Here is an 18,163-nt window from a genome sequence, read left to right as displayed (position 1 = left end):
AATAATACCGCTATATCATACAACGTATAGTGATGAATTGCAAGCTTGACGTTTATTTAATGATTAATTGGTTTAGATCGCCAAAAGTACGGGCAAGCTGACTGACAATCATCAGCTGGTTTAATCGATTTTGCCGAATCTTTGGATCATCAGCCATGACCATATTTTCTTCAAAATAATTTTCGATTAATGGTTTTAAGCTTTGTAGAGCTTCATAAACTGATTCCATTGATCTAGATGATAATGAGTGGCGAATTTTTTCAACGGCTTCATATAATGCTGTTTCAGATGGGTTTTCGAATAACTCAGGATCAACCGTTAAGTCTTTTGATGGCTCTGCCTTGCTTGCAAGCCGCATCACCCGAGTTAATGCTTCCATGGTAGCTTTGAAAGTTGAATCCTGCCGATGCTGCTGTAGAATTTTGGTAGCTTGGAACATGTCTGCAATATCACTATTGCGATTTTGAACGACTGTATCAATCAAATCATAGGATTCATCATGGGTAGACAGCCATTGCTTCACGCGATCAATAATGAAGTTCTTTACATCATCTTGGTGAGCGCTAAGATTTAAATGTTGTTGACTTGTCTTTTCAGTCAAGGCTTGGGCAATTTCTGCTTGGAATTCGTCCAATGGGAAATGCCATTGTTTTGCCTCTAAAATACGGACAATACCAAAAGCTTGTCGACGTAACGCATATGGATCATTTGAACCACTTGGAATCATGGCCACTGCAAAGAAGCTTAAGATGCTGTCCAACTTATCGGCAATGGATAATACAGCGCCAACATTTGTCTTCGGTAAAGCACCCTCGGCAGAAGTTGGTAGATAATGTTCCCGGATTGCGGTTGCGACTGCCGGGCTTTCACCTTGTAGAAGGGCGTATTTTTCGCCCATGACACCTTGAAGTTCTGGAAATTCGCCCACCATTTGTGTGACCAAGTCAAATTTGTATATTTGAGCAGCCCGATCTAAATCTTTAAGCTCTTTAGCTGTTAAATCGAAATGTTGCCCCAGAAAGGCAGCGATATGACGCACACGAACCATTTTTTCATACATTGAACCAATCTTATCATGGAAAGAAACATTTTTAAGTTGGGCAACGTAATCAGCGATAGATTTCTTTTGATCCTCATCATAAAAGAATTGCGCATCTTCTAGACGAGCAACAAGAACTTTTTCATTCCCAGCAATGACATTATCTAAGTGTGCTTTGTTCCCATTTCTAACGCTTAAAAAATCAGGTTGTAACGTGCCTGATTGGTCACGTACGTAAAAATAGCGCTGATTATCTTTCATTGAGGTGATCAAGACTTCTTCAGGAATGTCCAAATATTTTTCATCAAATTGACCAGCAAAAGCAGTAGGATACTCAACTAAATTATTAACTTCTTCTAAAAGGTCTTCATCTAAGTCAACAACCCAATGATGATCATTGGCGATTTCTTCGATTTGTTCACGAATCAATTGTTTGCGGTCGGTGGCATTGGCAATCACAAATTCTTTTTTCAATTCGGTTTCATAGTCTGCTGCACGTTGAATTGTAACCGAGTTGCCTAAAAAGCGGTGGCCTTGACTTTTTCGACCAGTTTTGATATCCAAAATTTCGAAGGGAATAATCTCATTGTCAAATAATGCAACCAGCCAATGAATTGGTCGAATATATTCAAAGTCATAATTCCCCCAATGCATGCGCGTTGGAAATGTCATTGACATGATGACAGTCTTTAATTTAGGTAAAATCTCTGCCGTTGGTGCACCCTTCACATTCTTTTCTAAAAACACATAAGTTTTACCTTTGACATCTTTAAAGGAAAGGTCATCGACGCTGGCTCCTTGACCACGGGCAAACCCTTGGGCAGGTTTTGTCCAATTACCAGCTTCATCTTGAGCAATTGCTTTTGCGGGACCACGCAAAGATTCGTGGGTATCTTTTTGCTGTTCAGCCATTTGACTAATGAGCAGGGCTAATCGTCGTGGCGTTGAAAATTTTTGAATTGCTTTAAATTCGATTTGCTGATCATTCAAAAAATCCTGAACACGTTCTGCAAATTGATCGATGCTTGGGGTCACCACATGTGCAGGCATTTCTTCAAGTCCGATTTCGATGAGAAAATCTTTGGCCATTATTTTGCAGCCTCCTTTGAATTTTCTTTAGCTTCATTAGCATGTTTCAGTAACGGGAATCCGCGCTTTTCACGTTCCGCTACAAAAGCTTTCGCGATGGCGTGAGCCATATTCCGAATGCGCGCCAAGTAGCCGGCACGTTCAGTAACTGAAACAGCACCGCGTGCATCTAAAAGATTAAACGTATGACTACATTTGAGGACATAATCATAGGCTGGATGAACAAGCCCGAGGTTAATCAGACGTTTAGCTTCAGTTTCATAAGCATCAAAAAATTTTAAGAGCATCGCTTGGTTGCTTTCTTCAAAAGAATATTTAGAGTGCTCATACTCAGGCTCTTTAAAGATATCGCCATAAAGCACACCATCGCCCCACTCTAGGTCAAATACAGAGTTAACATTTTGAATATAGGAGGCTAAGCGTTCTAGACCATAAGTGATTTCTGAAGTTACTGGCTTAACATCTAAGCCACCAACGACTTGAAAATAAGTAAACTGAGTGACTTCCATGCCATCCAACCAAACTTCCCAACCAACACCAGCACAGCCCATAGAAGGGTTCTCCCAATTATCTTCAACAAAACGGATGTCATGCTCTAGGGGTTCAATACCTAGTTCTCGAAGACTATCTAAATAGTATTCTTGGATTGCTTCAGGTGATGGTTTCATCACAACTTGAAATTGATGATGTTGATATAAGCGATTTGGATTTTCACCATAACGGCCATCTGCAGGTCTTCTAGATGGTTCTACATAGGCTGCATTCCAAGGCTCGGGTCCAATGGCACGCAGAAACGTATAAGGACTCATGGTACCGGCCCCCTTCTCGGTGTCATAGGCTTGCATTAACATACAGCCTTTGCTGCTCCAGAACTTTTGTAACGTCAAGACAATCTCTTGAACTGTCATTTTATTAGTCATGTACTTGGCTCCTTTTTAAATTTTTACAGTAAAAAACCCTATACTGATAAATATAAATACCAGTATAGGGACGATGAAATCGCGGTTCCACCCTATTTCAGATTCTAATGAACCTGCACTTGATTAATTTGACTCCGAAACGCCAGAAACTACGTCGAATATGTGGTTCGCACCAGGCCACACTCACTGAAATTCAATTCGTAGATTCTCTTTTCATCACTGTCAAAGCTCATAATTACTAACATGTACAAAATAATATTACAAATTTTTAAATTCAAAGTCAATTAATTTTCAGGATTATCTGAGTTTGTTGTTTGATCAGGTGGTTGTAATTTTGTAGTCCATTGATCCATGTCGTCAATAAATTGCTTACTTTTTAAATAAATACCTACTGTATCACTATAAATTTGATCGATGATACGTTTAAGCTCACTTTTTGTGGTTGCTTTGATTTTAATAGAATTGATTCGCTCTAAAGAAATTGCTGAAAATAGGCGTAAAAAATAAATGGCACGCTGACTGGCATGGAAACGATGCGTATCTAAATGCCAATGCTGATCACATAATAGTCCACCGTATGTTTCAGAATAATCATAGGGGCGATCAGTCCGTTGACAAATGACACAACTTTCCAGGTGTGGTTGTACGCCAAAATTACGTAACAATTGGACTTCAACAATGTGAGTAATAATTTCTGGATCCAGGGCATCATCAATCAAACTTAAAGCCATCAAGGATTTATCAAACCACTCATTTAAAGATTCTCCATCTATAAATGCTTTGTCAACTAAACTTAAAATATAAGTTGCATAAGCATTTAGACGAATATCATTCGTAATCGTCCAAAAAGTTTTCGTGTCTTTGGCAGAATTGATAAAGGATAAGCCGTCTCTGATATCACCAATATAAGTACTTGTTGTAAATGGCAATAAGGCTGATTTAAGCCGATTTCTTGGCTTTTTTCCGCCACGAATCAAGAATGTTTTTTTACCAAAACGGTCTGTGAAGATTTTGACTAATAGGTCTTTTTCACGATAATCGTGACGATAAAAAACAACGCCTCTAAATTCTTCAATACCATGTGTAGACATAACTACTTAAACTCTTTCAAGTTGTAGCCTGAACGTTGTAGAAATAAAGGATCATCGCGCCAATTTTTTTGAACTTTGACCCATAACTTAAGATTGATTTTTTCACCCACTAATGTTTCAATTTCCCGACGTGCATTGATACCGATTTGTTTGAGCATTTTACCGCCCTTACCGATTACAATGCCCTTTTGACTATCGCGCTCAACATAAATTGTTGCTTCAACTTGAAGTTTATTATTGAGTCTTTGGTTCATTGATTCTAAAATGACAGCCACTGAGTGTGGAATCTCATCTCGGGTTAAGTGTAAAACAGCTTCCCGAATCAATTCAGCAACGATAAAATATTCTGGATGATCAGTCAATTGATCTTCAGGATAATATTTAGGGCCAACTGGCAAATGAGTTTTTAAATTAGCTAATAAAGTGTCAACGTTATTGCCCAATGTTGCTGAGATTGGGAATACGTCTTCAAAATTCAAAATTTCGGTATACCCATGCAAGATGTCTGGTAGTTGATCTGGATGGACGAGGTCGATTTTATTGATCACTAAATATACCGGTGTTTTAACATCTTTTAAAAGATTCATAATGTACTTGTCGCCGGGGCCAATTTTATCATCAGCGGCAACCATAAATAAAATCGCATCAACCTCTTTAAGTGTTGATAAAGCCGCATCATCCATATATGCATCAAGGTCATTCTTGGGTTTGTGAATACCGGGGGTATCGACAAAAACAATTTGGGCTGTTTGATCGGTATAAATGCCGTTAATTTTATTTCGCGTTGTCTGAGCTTTATCCGACATGATTGCAATTTTTTCGCCAATGACACGATTCATCAAAGTAGATTTGCCAACGTTCGGTCGACCGAGAATGGCTACGAAACCTGAGTGGAAAGTAGACTGAGTTTCAGTCATGGTTTAAATGCTCCTTTTTAAAACTATAAGGTAATAGTTCAGTTAGTGTATAGGTAATTAATTGCTTGTCTTGAGTAGCGACATATATTTTTGCTGTTGGTGCCATGAATTCAGCCATAACTTGTCGACATGCACCACAAGGCATAGGTTTGACGGATCGGCTTAAAATTAAAAGGTCATCAAAGACTTGATACCCTTGGCTGACAGCCGAAAAAATAGCATTTCGTTCAGCACAAATTGTTAAACCATAAGAAGCATTTTCAACATTACAACCACTGAAAATTTTACCCTCTGGCGTTCTTAAAGCTGCTGCAACTGGAAAATGAGAATAGGGTATATAAGCATGCTGTAAAGTTGTGTCAGCCGCATTAAATAAAACATTTATTATTGAGTTTGAGTCCAATATTCTAGCTCCTATGCAGACAATGTTCAAGCAAAAAATAGATGCCACAACGCTGGGATAAAGATTATTGCACCAATAACCGTGGCAAAAGTAGCTGTTAATAAAACGATTCCGGCAGAAAGATCCTTGATGATCTTTGCTAGGTAATCATATTGATGTTTCGTGGTTAGATCGACTAAATATTCGGCAACACTGTTCCAAAGTTCAGCTTGGATGACCAAAAATACCATGAGTGCTAACCAAAGGAAGTTGTACCGAGATAATTTTAATAAATAAGCCACAACAAAAACAATAATTGTAAAACTGACGTCACGTCTAAGATTTTTTTCATGAGCAATTGCAAAATGTACCCCACGAGTGGCATGTTTCAGTGATTGCCAAAACGTGTGATTTTTATCAGTTTGAGGTTTATGGGGTTTATCGTGTGAGACCATAACTCTCCAAAATCTCCTCTTGGCGTGCAATCATTTTGCGCTCATCTTCGGGCTGTATGTGATCGTAACCATTTAAGTGTAAGAAGCCGTGCACGACAGTGTATCCTAATTCACGATGATAACTATGACCGTATTGTTGTGCATGTTCTTTCGCAATTTCTGGGGCAATCATCAAATCACCAATATTTCTTGGAACTCCTAGTTCGGATTCTAAGGCTTCGATACCATCATCTTCATCTTCAATGGCGAAACTAATCACATCTGTGGGGCGATCGACTTGACGATACTTTCGGTTAATTGCCTGAATTTCTTGAGGTGTCATGAATGTGATAGACATCTCAGTATCTTCTGCCAGTTCAAGTTTGTTGGCAGCCAAGTCGATCAGGTCACGAACGATCTTAGTTTCTTCTGCCGTCAAAAGTTTTGCTTCATCGTAAATCTCTAAGTTCATGCATTTTCTCCTGATTTTAAATTATCTAATTTGGCATAGGCGTCAATAATACTTGCGACAACGGGATGACGGACCACATCGTTAGCGGTAAAGTTTACAAACTGAATATGCGTAATGTTTTTTAAAATTCGTTGGGCATCGATCAAGCCACTTCTTTGATTGTTGGGTAAATCTATTTGGGTAATATCACCATTAATGACCATCTTTGAATCAAAGCCTAGACGTGTCAGGAACATTTTCATTTGTGCGCGGGTTGTATTCTGAGCTTCGTCAAGAATTACGAAAGCTTCTTCTAGAGTCCGACCACGCATATAGGCCAATGGTGCAATTTCGATCACACCGCGATCAACAAGGCGATTGGTTTGTTCTGTACCCATTATATTGTATAAGGCATCATAAACAGGCCTTAGATAAGGATCAACTTTTTCTTTTAAATCCCCTGGAAGAAAACCAAGATTTTCCCCAGCTTCCACAGCTGGTCGAGTTAATACTAAACGCTGGACCTTCCCCTTTTTAAGCGCCTGAACGGCTTTTGCAACGGCAATATAGGTCTTACCAGTTCCGGCTGGACCAATTCCAAAAGTAACGTCATTATGGTCAATGGCAGCCACATAACGGCGCTGCCCCATATTTTTAACACGTATAGGTCGGTGTTTGGCATCGCGAATGATTTCTTGATTATAGAAGTCTTGAAAATATTCTAACGTTCCCTTCGTGACCATTTTTAAAGCACTAACCACATCAGCACTGCTAATACTAATGCCTTTGGTCAGTAATTGATATAAATTATCTAAAACAGCATAAGCATCTGTGACGGCTTTTGCTGAACCTGTGATTTTAATAGTTGAGCCAAATGGATGCAGCACAACATCCAAACCCTCTTCAATCAATTGAAGATACTGGTCATTTACACCTAGTAAGCTCACAATTTGGTTGGCATCGTTAATTGTAAATGCTTTTTCTGTATTCACCGTTTCTGTCAATACATAAGCTCCTTCAAAAGTTTATACAAGTATCATAACATAATTTAACTTGAATGGGCGGTTATTCAAGACACCGTTAAATTAAAAAACGATCAAGAATTGAGTTTGACTCATTCCTGATCGTCTAATGATTGTCTATAAATTTGTTAAAGTAGTTTTGACAATCTCATTAACCTGACCGCCATCAGCTTTACCCTTAACTTGAGGCATTAATGCACCCATTACTTTTCCAAAGTCTTTAGTAGAAGTAGCGTGTACTTTTTGGATTGTTTGATCGACAAGATCTTTGATCTCTGCTTCAGTTAATTGTTTGGGCATGTAACCTTCAACGACTTCAATTTCATGATTAACATGTTCAATTAAATCGTCACGATTGGCTTTTTGAAAATCAGCCAGAGATTCTTTACGCTGCTTTAATTCTCTAGACAAGACTGCAAGTTCATCGGCTTCAGATAAATCTTGGCCAAGTTTAATCTGTTCATTAGTAACCGCGGTTTTCAACATCCGGATCACAGCTAAACGATCTTTGTCTTTGGCTTTCATTGCAGTCTTCATGTCTTCGTTTAATTGTTGTAATAAACTCAAAGGATCATTTCCTTAATCCTAGTATTTTTTACGCTTGCGGGCAGCTTCTGATTTTAATTTACGACGAACACTTGGTTTTTCGTAAAACTCCCTTTTGCGGTATTCTTGGAGTGTGCCGCTTTTGGACACAGAACGCTTGAAGCGACGAAGAGCATCATCTAAAGATTCGTTTTTATGAACGACTGTTTTTGACATTTGAAAATCCCTCCCTCCAATTGAGTGTAACGCTGTGCAAAAAGAGTTATGCAAACCGTTCTCAATCATTATATCTAATGAAATATCGTCGGTCAACAAAGATTATCAGTTATTTTTCATTAGCGGTTAAAAATTAAGTATTTCCGGCAAAATATGCTAATATTTTAATATATGAATGATGGAGGCGTTTTTATGGCAATACAGCAAAAAGTGATTTTATATTTAATTTCTGATTCCGTTGGGGAGACAGCTTTTAACTTAGCACAGGCTGCAATGGCCCAATTTCCAGATATTAAACCGATCTATTGTCGTTTTCCTTTTGTCCATACTCAAGAAAAATTGATGCGTGTCTTGGAACAAGCCAAAAGTGACCATGCCATTGTTCTGCACACATTAGCGACTGAGGGGCTAAGTGAGATCATTGCTAATTATGCAGAACAAAATGGTTTGGTTCAGATTGATTATATTGGTCCTTTGATCAGCGAAGTCGCTCACCGTACTGGTTTAAAGCAGTCGCATGAAGCTGGTGCGGTGCACCACCTTAATGAAAAATATTTTGATCGCATTTCGGCAATGGAGTTTGCCGTTATGTATGATGATGGTAAAGATCCCAAAGGTTTTTTGGAGGCCGATGTGGTTTTACTAGGGGTATCGCGGACTTCTAAGACACCATTATCGCTTTTCTTAGCTAATCGCAACATCAAGGTTGCCAACCTGCCACTTGTACCTCAAGCCCATATTCCCGATGAATTGTGGAAAGTAGATCCAAAAAAGATCATTGGCTTAACCAATGACCCGACAGTATTAAATAATATTCGGCGTGAGCGCATGATTGCTTATGGTTTGAATCCAGATACGACTTATTCTAATATGGATCAAATTCGGGAAGAGCTTGAATATGCCAATAAACTATACAAAAAGTTGGGCTGTATGGTCATCAACGTCGCGCATCGATCTATCGAGGAAACAGCAACCATCATCATGGAGGCTTTGAATTTAGAAGATTATGACTATAAGACCTCTAAGTAGTTATTGAGCTTGGATTTTAGTTAGCAAGTCAGGGTCAAATTCATTTTGGCGTAACATCGCAATCTCAAAGCCATAAGGCGGCCATTGATGTTTTTTATCAGGCCCGACGTACGGTGTTTCTAGAATCATCGGACGATCTTGCAGCTGTGGATGATGGGCGACGTAACTGAGTGCCTCAAACCCAATGGTGCCGAAACCAATATTGGCATGTCGATCTTTATGAGAGCCTTGTGGATTTTTAGAGTCGTTAAGATGAAGCAACTGCAATTTATCTAAGCCGATAATATGATCGAATTCATTTAAAACACCATCAAAATCGGATCGAATATCATAACCAGCATCATTAGTGTGACAAGTATCAAAAGTCACACTAATTTTTTCGCTTTCAGTAACGCCATCAATAATGGCCGCGATTTCCTCGAAGGTCCGTCCAACTTCAGTACCTTTACCAGCCATTGTTTCAATAGCAATATGTACCTTTTGATCCTTAGTAATAATTTCATTTAAACCCTTGCTGATCTGCTTAATTGCGACAGCAGCACCCTTGCCAAGATGAGCGCCTGGATGGAAAGCCATTTGAGTCGCACCCAAAGCATCAGCGCGAGCAACCTCCTGACGCATAAATTCAACGGCAAAGCCGTAATTTTGCGGCTTGACCGTGTTTCCTAAGTTGATAATATAAGGCGCATGAACAACGACAGATTGAATATTGTGTGCCGCCATATAGGCCTGACCAGCTGGAATATTCATTTCTGAAATGGCCTTTCGACGTGTATTTTGCGGCGCACCAGTATAGACCATCATGGTATCCGCATGGTAACCTGCTGCCTCTTGCGCGGATCCGAGAAGCATTTCTTTGCCTTTCATAGAAACATGTGAGCCAATGATCATTTTCATACCTCCAATTATTCTTGTTTTGGTTCATAAAAACGGCCGATAATCTTAACGGCACTGGTAATACTAACAAAAGCATGCTCATCCGCCAGTTTCATGGCGTTCTCCAAATCGTAGATCTCAAACTGAGAAATGACGGTAAATAAAATGGTTTTTTCTTGATGTTTATACGCCCCTTCTGCATCGTGAACAATGGTGATCCCCCGGGGCATCTCATTTTGAATTTGCGTAATGACTGCTTTGGGCCGACTGGTCACGATCATAACTTGCAAACGCCGATCTCGAGTGTAGAGCATGTCGATCACACGACCATTGATGAAAATACCTAGAGCGCTGTAAAAAGCATGGGGCCAGCTGTAAACAAAGCCCGCAGCAATCAGTATCATGACATTAAAGGCGATATTAATTGTGCCCACACTTCGACCTGTTTTTTTACGCAACGTGATGCCCAAGATATCTAAGCCCCCGGTTGAGATACCATTACGCAAAGCTAAACCGGTGCCGATACCATTAAAAATAGCTCCAAAAATAGCACAGATAATTGGATCATTGATCACTGTCTTAACAACAATTACCTTGATCAATATACTAGATAAAATAACAGATAGCATCGTAAATATTGTAAAATGATGGCCAATTTTTCGCCAAGCTAAGATAAATAGCGGTGCATTTAAAACAGTTAACATCACCGGTGTTGATAAGGGTACTGCCCAGTGTTTGGTAATCGTCGCCACCAATTGAGCTGCACCGGTAATCCCTGATGCATAAATTCCGCCCGGCTCCCAAAAGAAATTAAGCGCAAACGCAACGGATAGTGCGTAGAAAAAAGCACTCGTTGCTCTACTAAAATTCTGATGGCGCCGGACAATTCGATCTAATTCTATCATGAATTAATTTTGCCTCATTTTCCTTTGAGTTTGAATAAATTAGATTTTATCATATAACTAAAAAAAGGACAGGTTTGCAATAAGATTGCCCTGTCCTTTTTAGCTGTTTAATTTCATAAAAATTAAAGGTCAGCTTTTAATTTTTGTGCCAATGGCTTTTGATAAATTGTGCCCGGCCACCGGCTTCTTCTAAGGCATACCGGCTAGGATCTTTCTTATAAAAATCTTGGTGGTAGGTCTCAGCTGGATAAAATGGTTTAGCAGTTTCGATTTGAGTTACGATTGGTTTATCAAAGCGCCCACTAGCAGCAAGAGCGGCTTTAGACTTTTCGGCGATAGTCCGTTGCTCAGACGAGTTTACAAAAATAACAGGGCGATAATTATCACCACGGTCTTGAAATTGCCCCATGGCATCAGTAGGGTCAGTAACTTGCCAGTAAATATTAACTAGATCTTCATAACTCATGACATCATTATCGAATGTGATCTCAACGGCCTCAGTATGACCAGTTTTGTGTGTTAATACTTGTTCGTATGTCGGATTGGCAACATGCCCACCGGTATAGCCAGAAACAACTGAGATCACGCCTGGCTGGGTATCAAATGGTTGAACCATACACCAAAAACACCCGCCAGCAAAAATTGCTTTTTCAACTGTCATTAATATCACGCTTTCTGATTCGGAATTAGTCAAATAATTTTAAGTAAGCACCGTACCCCTGTGTTTGTAACTCTGATTTGGGCACAAAACGTAGGGCAGCTGAATTGATACAGTAGCGTAGGCCGCCTTTATCTTGAGGACCGTCCGTAAAAACATGGCCTAAATGAGAATCTGCCTCTTGACTGCGGACTTCGGTACGTTCCATTAGAAAAGAACGGTCACGCTTTTCTTTCAATTTAGCAATTGGTTTGGTAAATGATGGCCAACCGCAACCAGCATCATATTTATCCAGTGATGAAAACAATGGTTCACCGCTGACAACGTCGACGTATATTCCAGGTTCATAAAAGTCATCATATTCACCAGAAAATGGCCGCTCTGTCGCTGCATGTTGGGTGACATTGTACTGTTCTGGGGTTAAGCGTTGTTTTAATTTAGCTAGATCAAGTGATTTTTGATCCGTATCTTGGTTAGACATAAGCCACACCTCCAGATTCAATTATACCGAATATTCAATTTTGCACAATTAGATTGCTCAGCTAAGCAATACACGTTCACTTTTATGAACTAAGTTTTTTAACTACAAAAAAGTTAAATTAGTCTAAAGGTTTTTCGACTTCAATACCTAATTCATCTAATTGTTCTGCGGCAACTGGCATTGGCGCATTTGTCATTGGCTCAGTGGCTTTGGAATTTTTTGGAAAGGCGATGACATCACGAATATTATCACGGCCAGATAATAGCATGGCAAAGCGATCTAAACCAATTGCTAAGCCGCCATGTGGTGGGAAACCATAATTCAAGGCATCTAGTAAGAAACCAAATTGGCTTTCAGCTCTTTCTTTGGTAAAGCCTAAAGCACGCAACATTTTTTCCTGAACTTCCCGCGTATGAATACGAATCGAACCGCCGCCCAATTCATAACCATTTAAGACGATATCATAACTTTGGGCATGGGCTTTATGAGGGTCTTCACCTTCATCTAAGTAGTGCAGATCTGCCTCATTTGGCATTGTAAATGGATGATGTGCCGCTGTCCAGCGATGAATACCTTCATCATATTCAAATAGTGGCCAATTAACGACCCATAAGAAGTTGAACTGTGTTTCGTCGATCATATCCAAATCATGCGCAAAATGTAATCTTAAATAGCCCAAGCTATCGGCAACGACTTTCCGTGTATCAGCGACAAATAAAATTAAATCACCAGCTTTGGCATCGAGTGTTTGTAATAATTCGGTGCGTTGTGCTTTGATGAATTTGGCTACTGGTCCAGTTAGGTCGTCAGCTGTTACTTTTACAAATGCCAAGCCCTTAGCACCATAACGTTTGATGTGCTCTTGCTGAGCTTCAATATCTTTACGAGAATATTTATCAGCCGCATCTGGCACCACGATTGCTTTGACTTGACCTCCGTTTTGGATAGCACCACTAAAGACTTTGAAATCACTATCCTTAAACAATTCAGAGAGATCCTGTAATTCCATCCCAAAACGAGTATCTGGCTTGTCTGAACCAAAACGTGCCATAGCTTCATCCCAATCCATCCGTGGGAATGGCAGTTTGACATCAATGCCCTTCTCATCATGCATGATTTCAGCAATTAAGCCTTCAGTCAATTCTTGAATGCCTTTTGCATCTAAAAAGCTGGTTTCCATATCAATTTGGGTAAACTCTGGTTGCCGATCACCGCGCAAATCTTCATCCCGGAAGCAACGGGCAATTTGATAGTAGCGGTCAAAGCCGGCGCTCATTAACAATTGTTTAAATAGCTGTGGTGATTGTGGCAAAGCAAAGAAACTTCCTGGATATACCCGAGATGGGACCAAGTAGTCTCGTGCGCCTTCAGGGGTTGATTTTGTTAAATTAGGCGTTTCAATTTCAATAAAATCTTGACGATCAAAGAAGTGATGGACAGATTTCATGATTTGAGCCCGAGTTCGAATTGCCTTAGACATCTCTGGGCGGCGTAAGTCTAGATAACGATATTTTAATTTAAGGTCCTCTGAGGCGGCAACGCCGTCTTCAATATAAAACGGCGGCGTCTTAGATTTGTTCAAAATCTTGACATTGCTGACTTCAACTTCGACTTTACCAGTGGTCATTTTAGGGTTGATAGCATTTTCTGCCCGTGCCACAACTTTTCCCTCAGCTTCGATGACAAATTCTGCTCGTAATGTTTCAGCAGTTGCCAAAGCTGTCTCTGAAAACTCTTTGCTGAAAACCAACTGCAAGATACCTTCACGATCACGTAAGTCAATAAAAATTAAATTGCCTAAATCACGACGCTTTTGCACCCAACCATATAATGTGACTGTCTGACCAACGTACGACTCAGTAATTAAGCCCGCGTAATTTGTTCGTTTTTTCAATTATTTTTCCTCACTATCTCTAAATTCTTGATAAACACCCTTAAAGTTGTTGGTCAATGTTGCCATAGCAACTGATTTTTGTTGTCCTGTTTTCATATCTTTAACTTGTGCTGTTTGTTGAGCCAGCTCTTCATCGCCAATTGTAATTACTACAGCGGCGTTATTACGATTGGCAGATTTAAACTGAGCTTTGGCTTTACGATTCAAGAAATCCCGGTCTGCAGAGAAGCCTTGCGCGCGCAAGGCTTGGGCTAAAGCTAAAGTCGTGTCTGATGTATCCGAACCTAGCCCAACAATATAAACATCTAAATCGTGTTTCATTTTTGCTGCTTTAGCGGCATCAAGCAAAAGAATCAAACGTTCGACACCTAATCCAAAACCAAAGCCAGATGTTTCGGGACCGCCTAATTCTTTAACTAAACCGTCATAGCGGCCGCCAGCAATAACGGTGGTTTCTTTATTGTCAAATGCAGGACTAGTCGTCATAATTTCAAAAATCGTATGATTATAATAATCTAATCCACGAACCATATTGGCATCGATGACATAGTTAATTTTTAAATCGGTCAGTAATTGTTTGACAGTTTCGAAGTGTTTTTGCGCATCCGCTGTCAAATAATCCAAAATTGATGGTGCATTCGCAACGATTGCTTTATCTTTAGGGTCCTTACTGTCTAGAACACGAAGCGGATTTTTTTCAAGACGGACCTTGGAATCGTCGCTTAATTCATCAAAATGTGGTCTTAAGAAATCAACTAATGCTTGATGATAGTTTTGGCGTGTTTCGGGATCACCTAAGGTATTAATGGCTAGTTTAAGATCATTAACACCAAAGGTTTGCAATAATTGAACTGCCATTGCGATAATTTCAACATCTAATGCCGGATTTTCAGCGCCAAAAGCTTCAACCCCAATTTGATGAAATTCTCGTTGCCGTCCAGATTGAGGTCGCTCATAGCGAAACATTGGGCCCATATAATAAACTTTATAAGGTTTATTATATTCTGGACCATAGAGTTTGTTTTCCACAAAGGCGCGAACCACTCCAGCTGTGCCCTCTGGACGCAGAGCCATATGCCGGCCACCCTTATCGTCAAAATCGTACATTTCTTTTGTCACAATATCAGATGTTTCGCCTGAACTACGCGAAAAAACATCGTAAGCTTCAAATAAAGGTGTGCGAATTTCAGCAAAACGATAACGATCAAAAATTTGACGCGCAGTGGCTTCAATATATTGCCATTTCTCGGATTCACCCGGCAAAATGTCGGCTGTTCCCTTTGGACGTTGGTATTTCATGAAGTTCCTTCTTTCTAGAGATGGTGTATTTGAGAAATTAAAATCAAAAGAAAAAGCGCCCTTGTAAGAACAAGGGCGCTTGCGCACGGTACCACCTAGTTAAAATCAACTGAAATTGATAACGTTGTTGCCAACGGGCGCGTACCAAGCTTAATTCAAAAGTGTCAGAAGGCCATGATACTTTTCAGCTACCGTATCTCTCTGTACTAACCCTATGTATTGTCTTTCTCAAAAGCACATTATTATTTATTAATTACCTCTGAGATTACCGCATTTTACAGTAAAAAGTCAACCCAGAAATTGTAAAAGTCTTTAAGATTTTTATGTGATTTGTTAAAAATGAACGATTGCTGGTGGCAGTTTGATATATTATAGTATGAACTTTAAATACGTATATGGGAAAGATCACTATGAAACAAAGCCTACAGCTTCTAAAAAAATACTTTAATATTATTCTGATTGTTTTTGGCCTCTTGTTAGCAACTGGATCGGCAGTGGCATTAGCTGATCAAAATCAAATTCAAGTTAAGGCTGCAATCGTTAACGTCCGCACCGGGCCAAGTCTCTCATATGACGTGATGTCGAAAGTTAAAGCCGGACAGCGGCTTGACGTGATCGGTCAAAAAAATGGCTGGTACCAGATTCGCTTAGATGAAACGAAAATTGGTTGGGTGGCGAGCTGGTTAGTGGATAATACCGAAATCGGTCTGAATTCAAGTACAAAAAGTGGTCGCATCAATACGGCTGGTGTGGATTTATTTCAAACAGCAAGTGAGAACGGTCAAGTATTGGCCACACCACCAGCTGGCAGTGTGGTGACTATTTTGTACAACAGTGGTGATTGGACACAAATCAAGTATGGTCAACTTGTTGGTTGGCTAAAGAGCAGTCAGCTTAGTGAAATCAGTCAAAATGAAGCTCATAAAAATCAACCAGCCCCCACAAATCAAAGTGCTGATTTAAGTAACACCATGGAACTAGTAACCAATCAAGCTGATACCAAGCTAAGAATGCAACCTAATACTGCGGCAAGCATTGTCACTGTCCTACCAGCACAAACGACGTTGACTTTACTTAAACAGAGTGGCAATTGGTATCAAGCTCGAACATCCGATGGTAAGATTGGTTATGTGGCGAGTTGGGTCGTAACAGAAAGAGCTAAAATCATACCGATCCAAAAACCAAGTCGTTTGTCCGCAGCTACGATCGTATTAGATCCTGGTCACGGCGGTGCTGATTCCGGTGCAGTTTCAGCGAATGGTAAGTTTGAAAAAACATATACGCTAAAGGTTGCTGAGATGACAGCCTCAAAACTACGGGAAGCTGGGGCAAATGTTATTTTAACGCGAAGTACCGACCAATTTGTTTCATTGGCTGAACGCCCGCAAATTGCGAATAAAGCCAACGCTGATGCGTTTATCAGTTTTCATTTTGACTCTTCAGAAGCAAAGAATGATGCCAGTGGCTTTACGACTTACTATTATCGTAAAGCTAAAGATGACGACTTAGCAACAACGTTAAATAAAAATTTTGGTAATTTACCATTGACAAACAAAGGCATCCGATTGGGTGATTTTCAGGTGTTGCGAGATAATCAACGGCCATCAGTGTTACTAGAGATGGGCTATATTAATACATCAAAAGATTTTGCTAAAATCACTTCCGAAAGTTATCAAGAAGCAGTTGCTGATGACATATACCGTGGATTAACGGCATATTTCGGTAATTGATTTTTCAAAATTAGGTAGAACTAATAAAGCACACAGGCTTTAGACAAATCATCGATTTGTTCTCGAGCGCGTGTGCTTTTTAGATATTATTTAGATATATTGAGTGATCTGTTGTAATCTTTGAACGACTGCATCCGCATGATGGTCATCATGAAATTGATCGACATCAAAATAGATCGTATGAATATTTGCATTTTTACCGGCAACCACATCTATGGCACGGTCTCCAATCATTGCGGTACGTGTTGGCTCTAAATTGTAAGTTTGAATCAAATAATTTAAAGCACTTGGATCTGGCTTTCGTGGAAAGTCACCATCAGACGTCACACAGCCAACAAACTTATTTTTCAAGTCATAGTTTTCAAGAAAATCAAACACATGGTTATCGCGATGAGTGTATAAAAAATTCTGTTTATTTGCGTTAACCACGCTTTTAATGACAGCAACTGTATCTTCAAAAGGTTTCGGTGCACTTTGACGCTCAAATTCAATTTTGTGGTAATGCTTGTTCAAAGCGTTGTTGTCAACGCCATATACTTGGTGAAAATGATCAATTGCAAAACCAATCGATTCTTTTTTAATTAATTTATAAAGTTCATTTTTGTCAAAGTGAAGCCCAAAATCACTCAAAGCTTGTTGAAAAGATTGTAAAATTGGACCATAAGTATCAAATAAGGTGCCATCAAAGTCCCAAATAAAATTGTCTAATTGCATGAAAAACGCCCTAACATTATTATTTATTATCTGTATCAAAAATTATCGTCACAGGACCGTCGTTAACTAACGAAACGGCCATATCAGCACCAAATTTACCAGTTGCTACTTTCAGCCCTGCCCGTTGTAAGGCTAAGTTGAAAGCATCATAAATTGGTTCAGAAATCTCTGGTCTCGCCGCATTAGTGTAGCTCGGCCGGTTACCTTTTTTCGTATCGGCGTAAAGCGTAAATTGAGAAATCGAAAGTATTTGGCCATCAACTGCAGAAATTGGTAAATTCATTTTACCAGCTTTATCCGTAAAGACACGTAAGTTGACAATTTTATGCACCAAATAGTCAATCTCTTTTTGTGTGTCTGTGGCTTCAATCCCAACTAATAATAAAAAACCCTGATCAATAGCGCCAACGATTTTGTCCGCAATACGGACATGGGCTGATTTTACCCGTTGTAAAATTACTTTCATTCGT

General features: G+C 39.6%; 20 protein-coding genes. 2 read left to right on the top strand and 18 right to left on the bottom strand.

Annotated elements, in window-relative coordinates; all coding sequences use genetic code 11:
• Positions 1 to 52 precede the first annotated feature (52 nt).
• The 10 genes from glyS to rpsU form a co-directional block, all read right to left on the bottom strand.
• Complete coding sequence (glyS, locus tag ACNAN0_RS06610) at positions 53 to 2,128, bottom strand: glycine--tRNA ligase subunit beta (RefSeq protein WP_230913048.1); 2,076 nt, start codon at positions 2,126 to 2,128, stop codon at positions 53 to 55.
• The gene (glyQ, locus tag ACNAN0_RS06605) at positions 2,128 to 3,048 is read right to left on the bottom strand and encodes a glycine--tRNA ligase subunit alpha (RefSeq protein ID WP_230913047.1); all 921 of its coding nucleotides are present in this window, start codon (positions 3,046 to 3,048) and stop codon (positions 2,128 to 2,130) included. The genes glyS and glyQ overlap by 1 nt, the downstream gene beginning before the upstream one ends.
• 284 nt (positions 3,049 to 3,332) lie before the next feature.
• On the bottom strand, positions 3,333 to 4,139 hold the full coding sequence (gene recO / locus ACNAN0_RS06600; RefSeq protein ID WP_230913046.1) for a DNA repair protein RecO: 807 nt from the start codon (positions 4,137 to 4,139) through the stop codon (positions 3,333 to 3,335).
• A gap of 2 nt (positions 4,140 to 4,141) precedes the next feature.
• Positions 4,142 to 5,056 carry a GTPase Era gene (gene era / locus ACNAN0_RS06595; RefSeq protein WP_416352940.1) on the bottom strand — a complete coding sequence of 305 codons (915 nt, stop codon included), beginning with the start codon at positions 5,054 to 5,056 and terminating at the stop codon, positions 4,142 to 4,144.
• The gene (gene cdd / locus ACNAN0_RS06590; protein WP_230913044.1) at positions 5,049 to 5,459 is read right to left on the bottom strand and encodes a cytidine deaminase; all 411 of its coding nucleotides are present in this window, start codon (positions 5,457 to 5,459) and stop codon (positions 5,049 to 5,051) included. Before cdd ends, era begins: the two co-directional genes overlap by 8 nt.
• A 26-nt stretch (positions 5,460 to 5,485) precedes the next feature.
• On the bottom strand, positions 5,486 to 5,893 hold the full coding sequence (locus ACNAN0_RS06585) for a diacylglycerol kinase family protein (protein WP_416352939.1): 408 nt from the start codon (positions 5,891 to 5,893) through the stop codon (positions 5,486 to 5,488).
• Complete coding sequence (gene ybeY, locus ACNAN0_RS06580; RefSeq protein WP_230913042.1) at positions 5,877 to 6,344, bottom strand: rRNA maturation RNase YbeY; 468 nt, start codon at positions 6,342 to 6,344, stop codon at positions 5,877 to 5,879. The genes ACNAN0_RS06585 and ybeY overlap by 17 nt, the downstream gene beginning before the upstream one ends.
• Entirely contained in the window at positions 6,341 to 7,327 is a 987-nt protein-coding gene (locus ACNAN0_RS06575) for a PhoH family protein (RefSeq protein WP_416352938.1), read from the bottom strand. The genes ybeY and ACNAN0_RS06575 overlap by 4 nt, the downstream gene beginning before the upstream one ends.
• Before the next feature lie 135 nt (positions 7,328 to 7,462).
• Positions 7,463 to 7,912, bottom strand: coding sequence for a GatB/YqeY domain-containing protein (locus ACNAN0_RS06570; protein ID WP_230913040.1), 450 nt, complete (start codon positions 7,910 to 7,912; stop codon positions 7,463 to 7,465).
• Between the two features lie 18 nt (positions 7,913 to 7,930).
• Positions 7,931 to 8,107: a 30S ribosomal protein S21 gene (gene rpsU / locus ACNAN0_RS06565; protein ID WP_230913039.1), complete on the bottom strand. Its 177-nt coding sequence runs from the start codon at positions 8,105 to 8,107 to the stop codon at positions 7,931 to 7,933.
• A 192-nt stretch (positions 8,108 to 8,299) separates the two neighbouring features.
• On the opposite strand from rpsU, the gene ACNAN0_RS06560 reads away from it, so the two are divergent.
• A complete protein-coding gene (locus ACNAN0_RS06560; protein WP_269073857.1) occupies positions 8,300 to 9,136 on the top strand; it encodes a pyruvate, water dikinase regulatory protein in 837 nt (278 codons plus the stop codon).
• Here ACNAN0_RS06560 and ACNAN0_RS06555 read toward each other — a convergent pair whose 3' ends face one another.
• The 6 genes from ACNAN0_RS06555 to hisS all read right to left on the bottom strand — a co-directional run bounded on the left by ACNAN0_RS06555 (position 9,137) and on the right by hisS (position 15,249).
• Complete coding sequence (locus ACNAN0_RS06555; RefSeq protein ID WP_230913038.1) at positions 9,137 to 10,027, bottom strand: deoxyribonuclease IV; 891 nt, start codon at positions 10,025 to 10,027, stop codon at positions 9,137 to 9,139.
• A 14-nt stretch (positions 10,028 to 10,041) separates the two neighbouring features.
• Positions 10,042 to 10,917: a YitT family protein gene (locus ACNAN0_RS06550; RefSeq protein ID WP_230913037.1), complete on the bottom strand. Its 876-nt coding sequence runs from the start codon at positions 10,915 to 10,917 to the stop codon at positions 10,042 to 10,044.
• Positions 10,918 to 11,053: 136 nt separating this feature from the next.
• Positions 11,054 to 11,578, bottom strand: coding sequence for a peptide-methionine (S)-S-oxide reductase MsrA (gene msrA, locus ACNAN0_RS06545; protein ID WP_230913036.1), 525 nt, complete (start codon positions 11,576 to 11,578; stop codon positions 11,054 to 11,056).
• A 25-nt stretch (positions 11,579 to 11,603) separates the two neighbouring features.
• Positions 11,604 to 12,056 carry a peptide-methionine (R)-S-oxide reductase MsrB gene (msrB, locus tag ACNAN0_RS06540; protein WP_230913035.1) on the bottom strand — a complete coding sequence of 151 codons (453 nt, stop codon included), beginning with the start codon at positions 12,054 to 12,056 and terminating at the stop codon, positions 11,604 to 11,606.
• A 118-nt stretch (positions 12,057 to 12,174) separates the two neighbouring features.
• On the bottom strand, positions 12,175 to 13,950 hold the full coding sequence (gene aspS, locus ACNAN0_RS06535) for an aspartate--tRNA ligase (protein ID WP_230913034.1): 1,776 nt from the start codon (positions 13,948 to 13,950) through the stop codon (positions 12,175 to 12,177).
• Entirely contained in the window at positions 13,951 to 15,249 is a 1,299-nt protein-coding gene (hisS, locus tag ACNAN0_RS06530) for a histidine--tRNA ligase (RefSeq protein WP_230913033.1), read from the bottom strand. It abuts the gene before it with no gap.
• 410 nt (positions 15,250 to 15,659) lie between these two features.
• Here hisS and ACNAN0_RS06525 point away from each other — a divergent pair, with 410 nt between their 5' ends.
• Positions 15,660 to 16,979: an N-acetylmuramoyl-L-alanine amidase gene (locus ACNAN0_RS06525; protein ID WP_416352937.1), complete on the top strand. Its 1,320-nt coding sequence runs from the start codon at positions 15,660 to 15,662 to the stop codon at positions 16,977 to 16,979.
• 90 nt (positions 16,980 to 17,069) lie between these two features.
• Here ACNAN0_RS06525 and ACNAN0_RS06520 read toward each other — a convergent pair whose 3' ends face one another.
• On the bottom strand, positions 17,070 to 17,693 hold the full coding sequence (locus tag ACNAN0_RS06520; protein WP_230913031.1) for an HAD-IA family hydrolase: 624 nt from the start codon (positions 17,691 to 17,693) through the stop codon (positions 17,070 to 17,072).
• Between the two features lie 19 nt (positions 17,694 to 17,712).
• On the bottom strand, positions 17,713 to 18,159 hold the full coding sequence (dtd, locus tag ACNAN0_RS06515; RefSeq protein WP_230913030.1) for a D-aminoacyl-tRNA deacylase: 447 nt from the start codon (positions 18,157 to 18,159) through the stop codon (positions 17,713 to 17,715).
• Positions 18,160 to 18,163 lie beyond the last annotated feature (4 nt).

The organism is Agrilactobacillus fermenti (assembly GCF_047943045.1).
GTDB classification, from domain to species: Bacteria; Bacillota; Bacilli; order Lactobacillales; family Lactobacillaceae; genus Agrilactobacillus; species Agrilactobacillus fermenti.
This window is presented reverse-complemented; position numbering and strand designations above follow the sequence as displayed.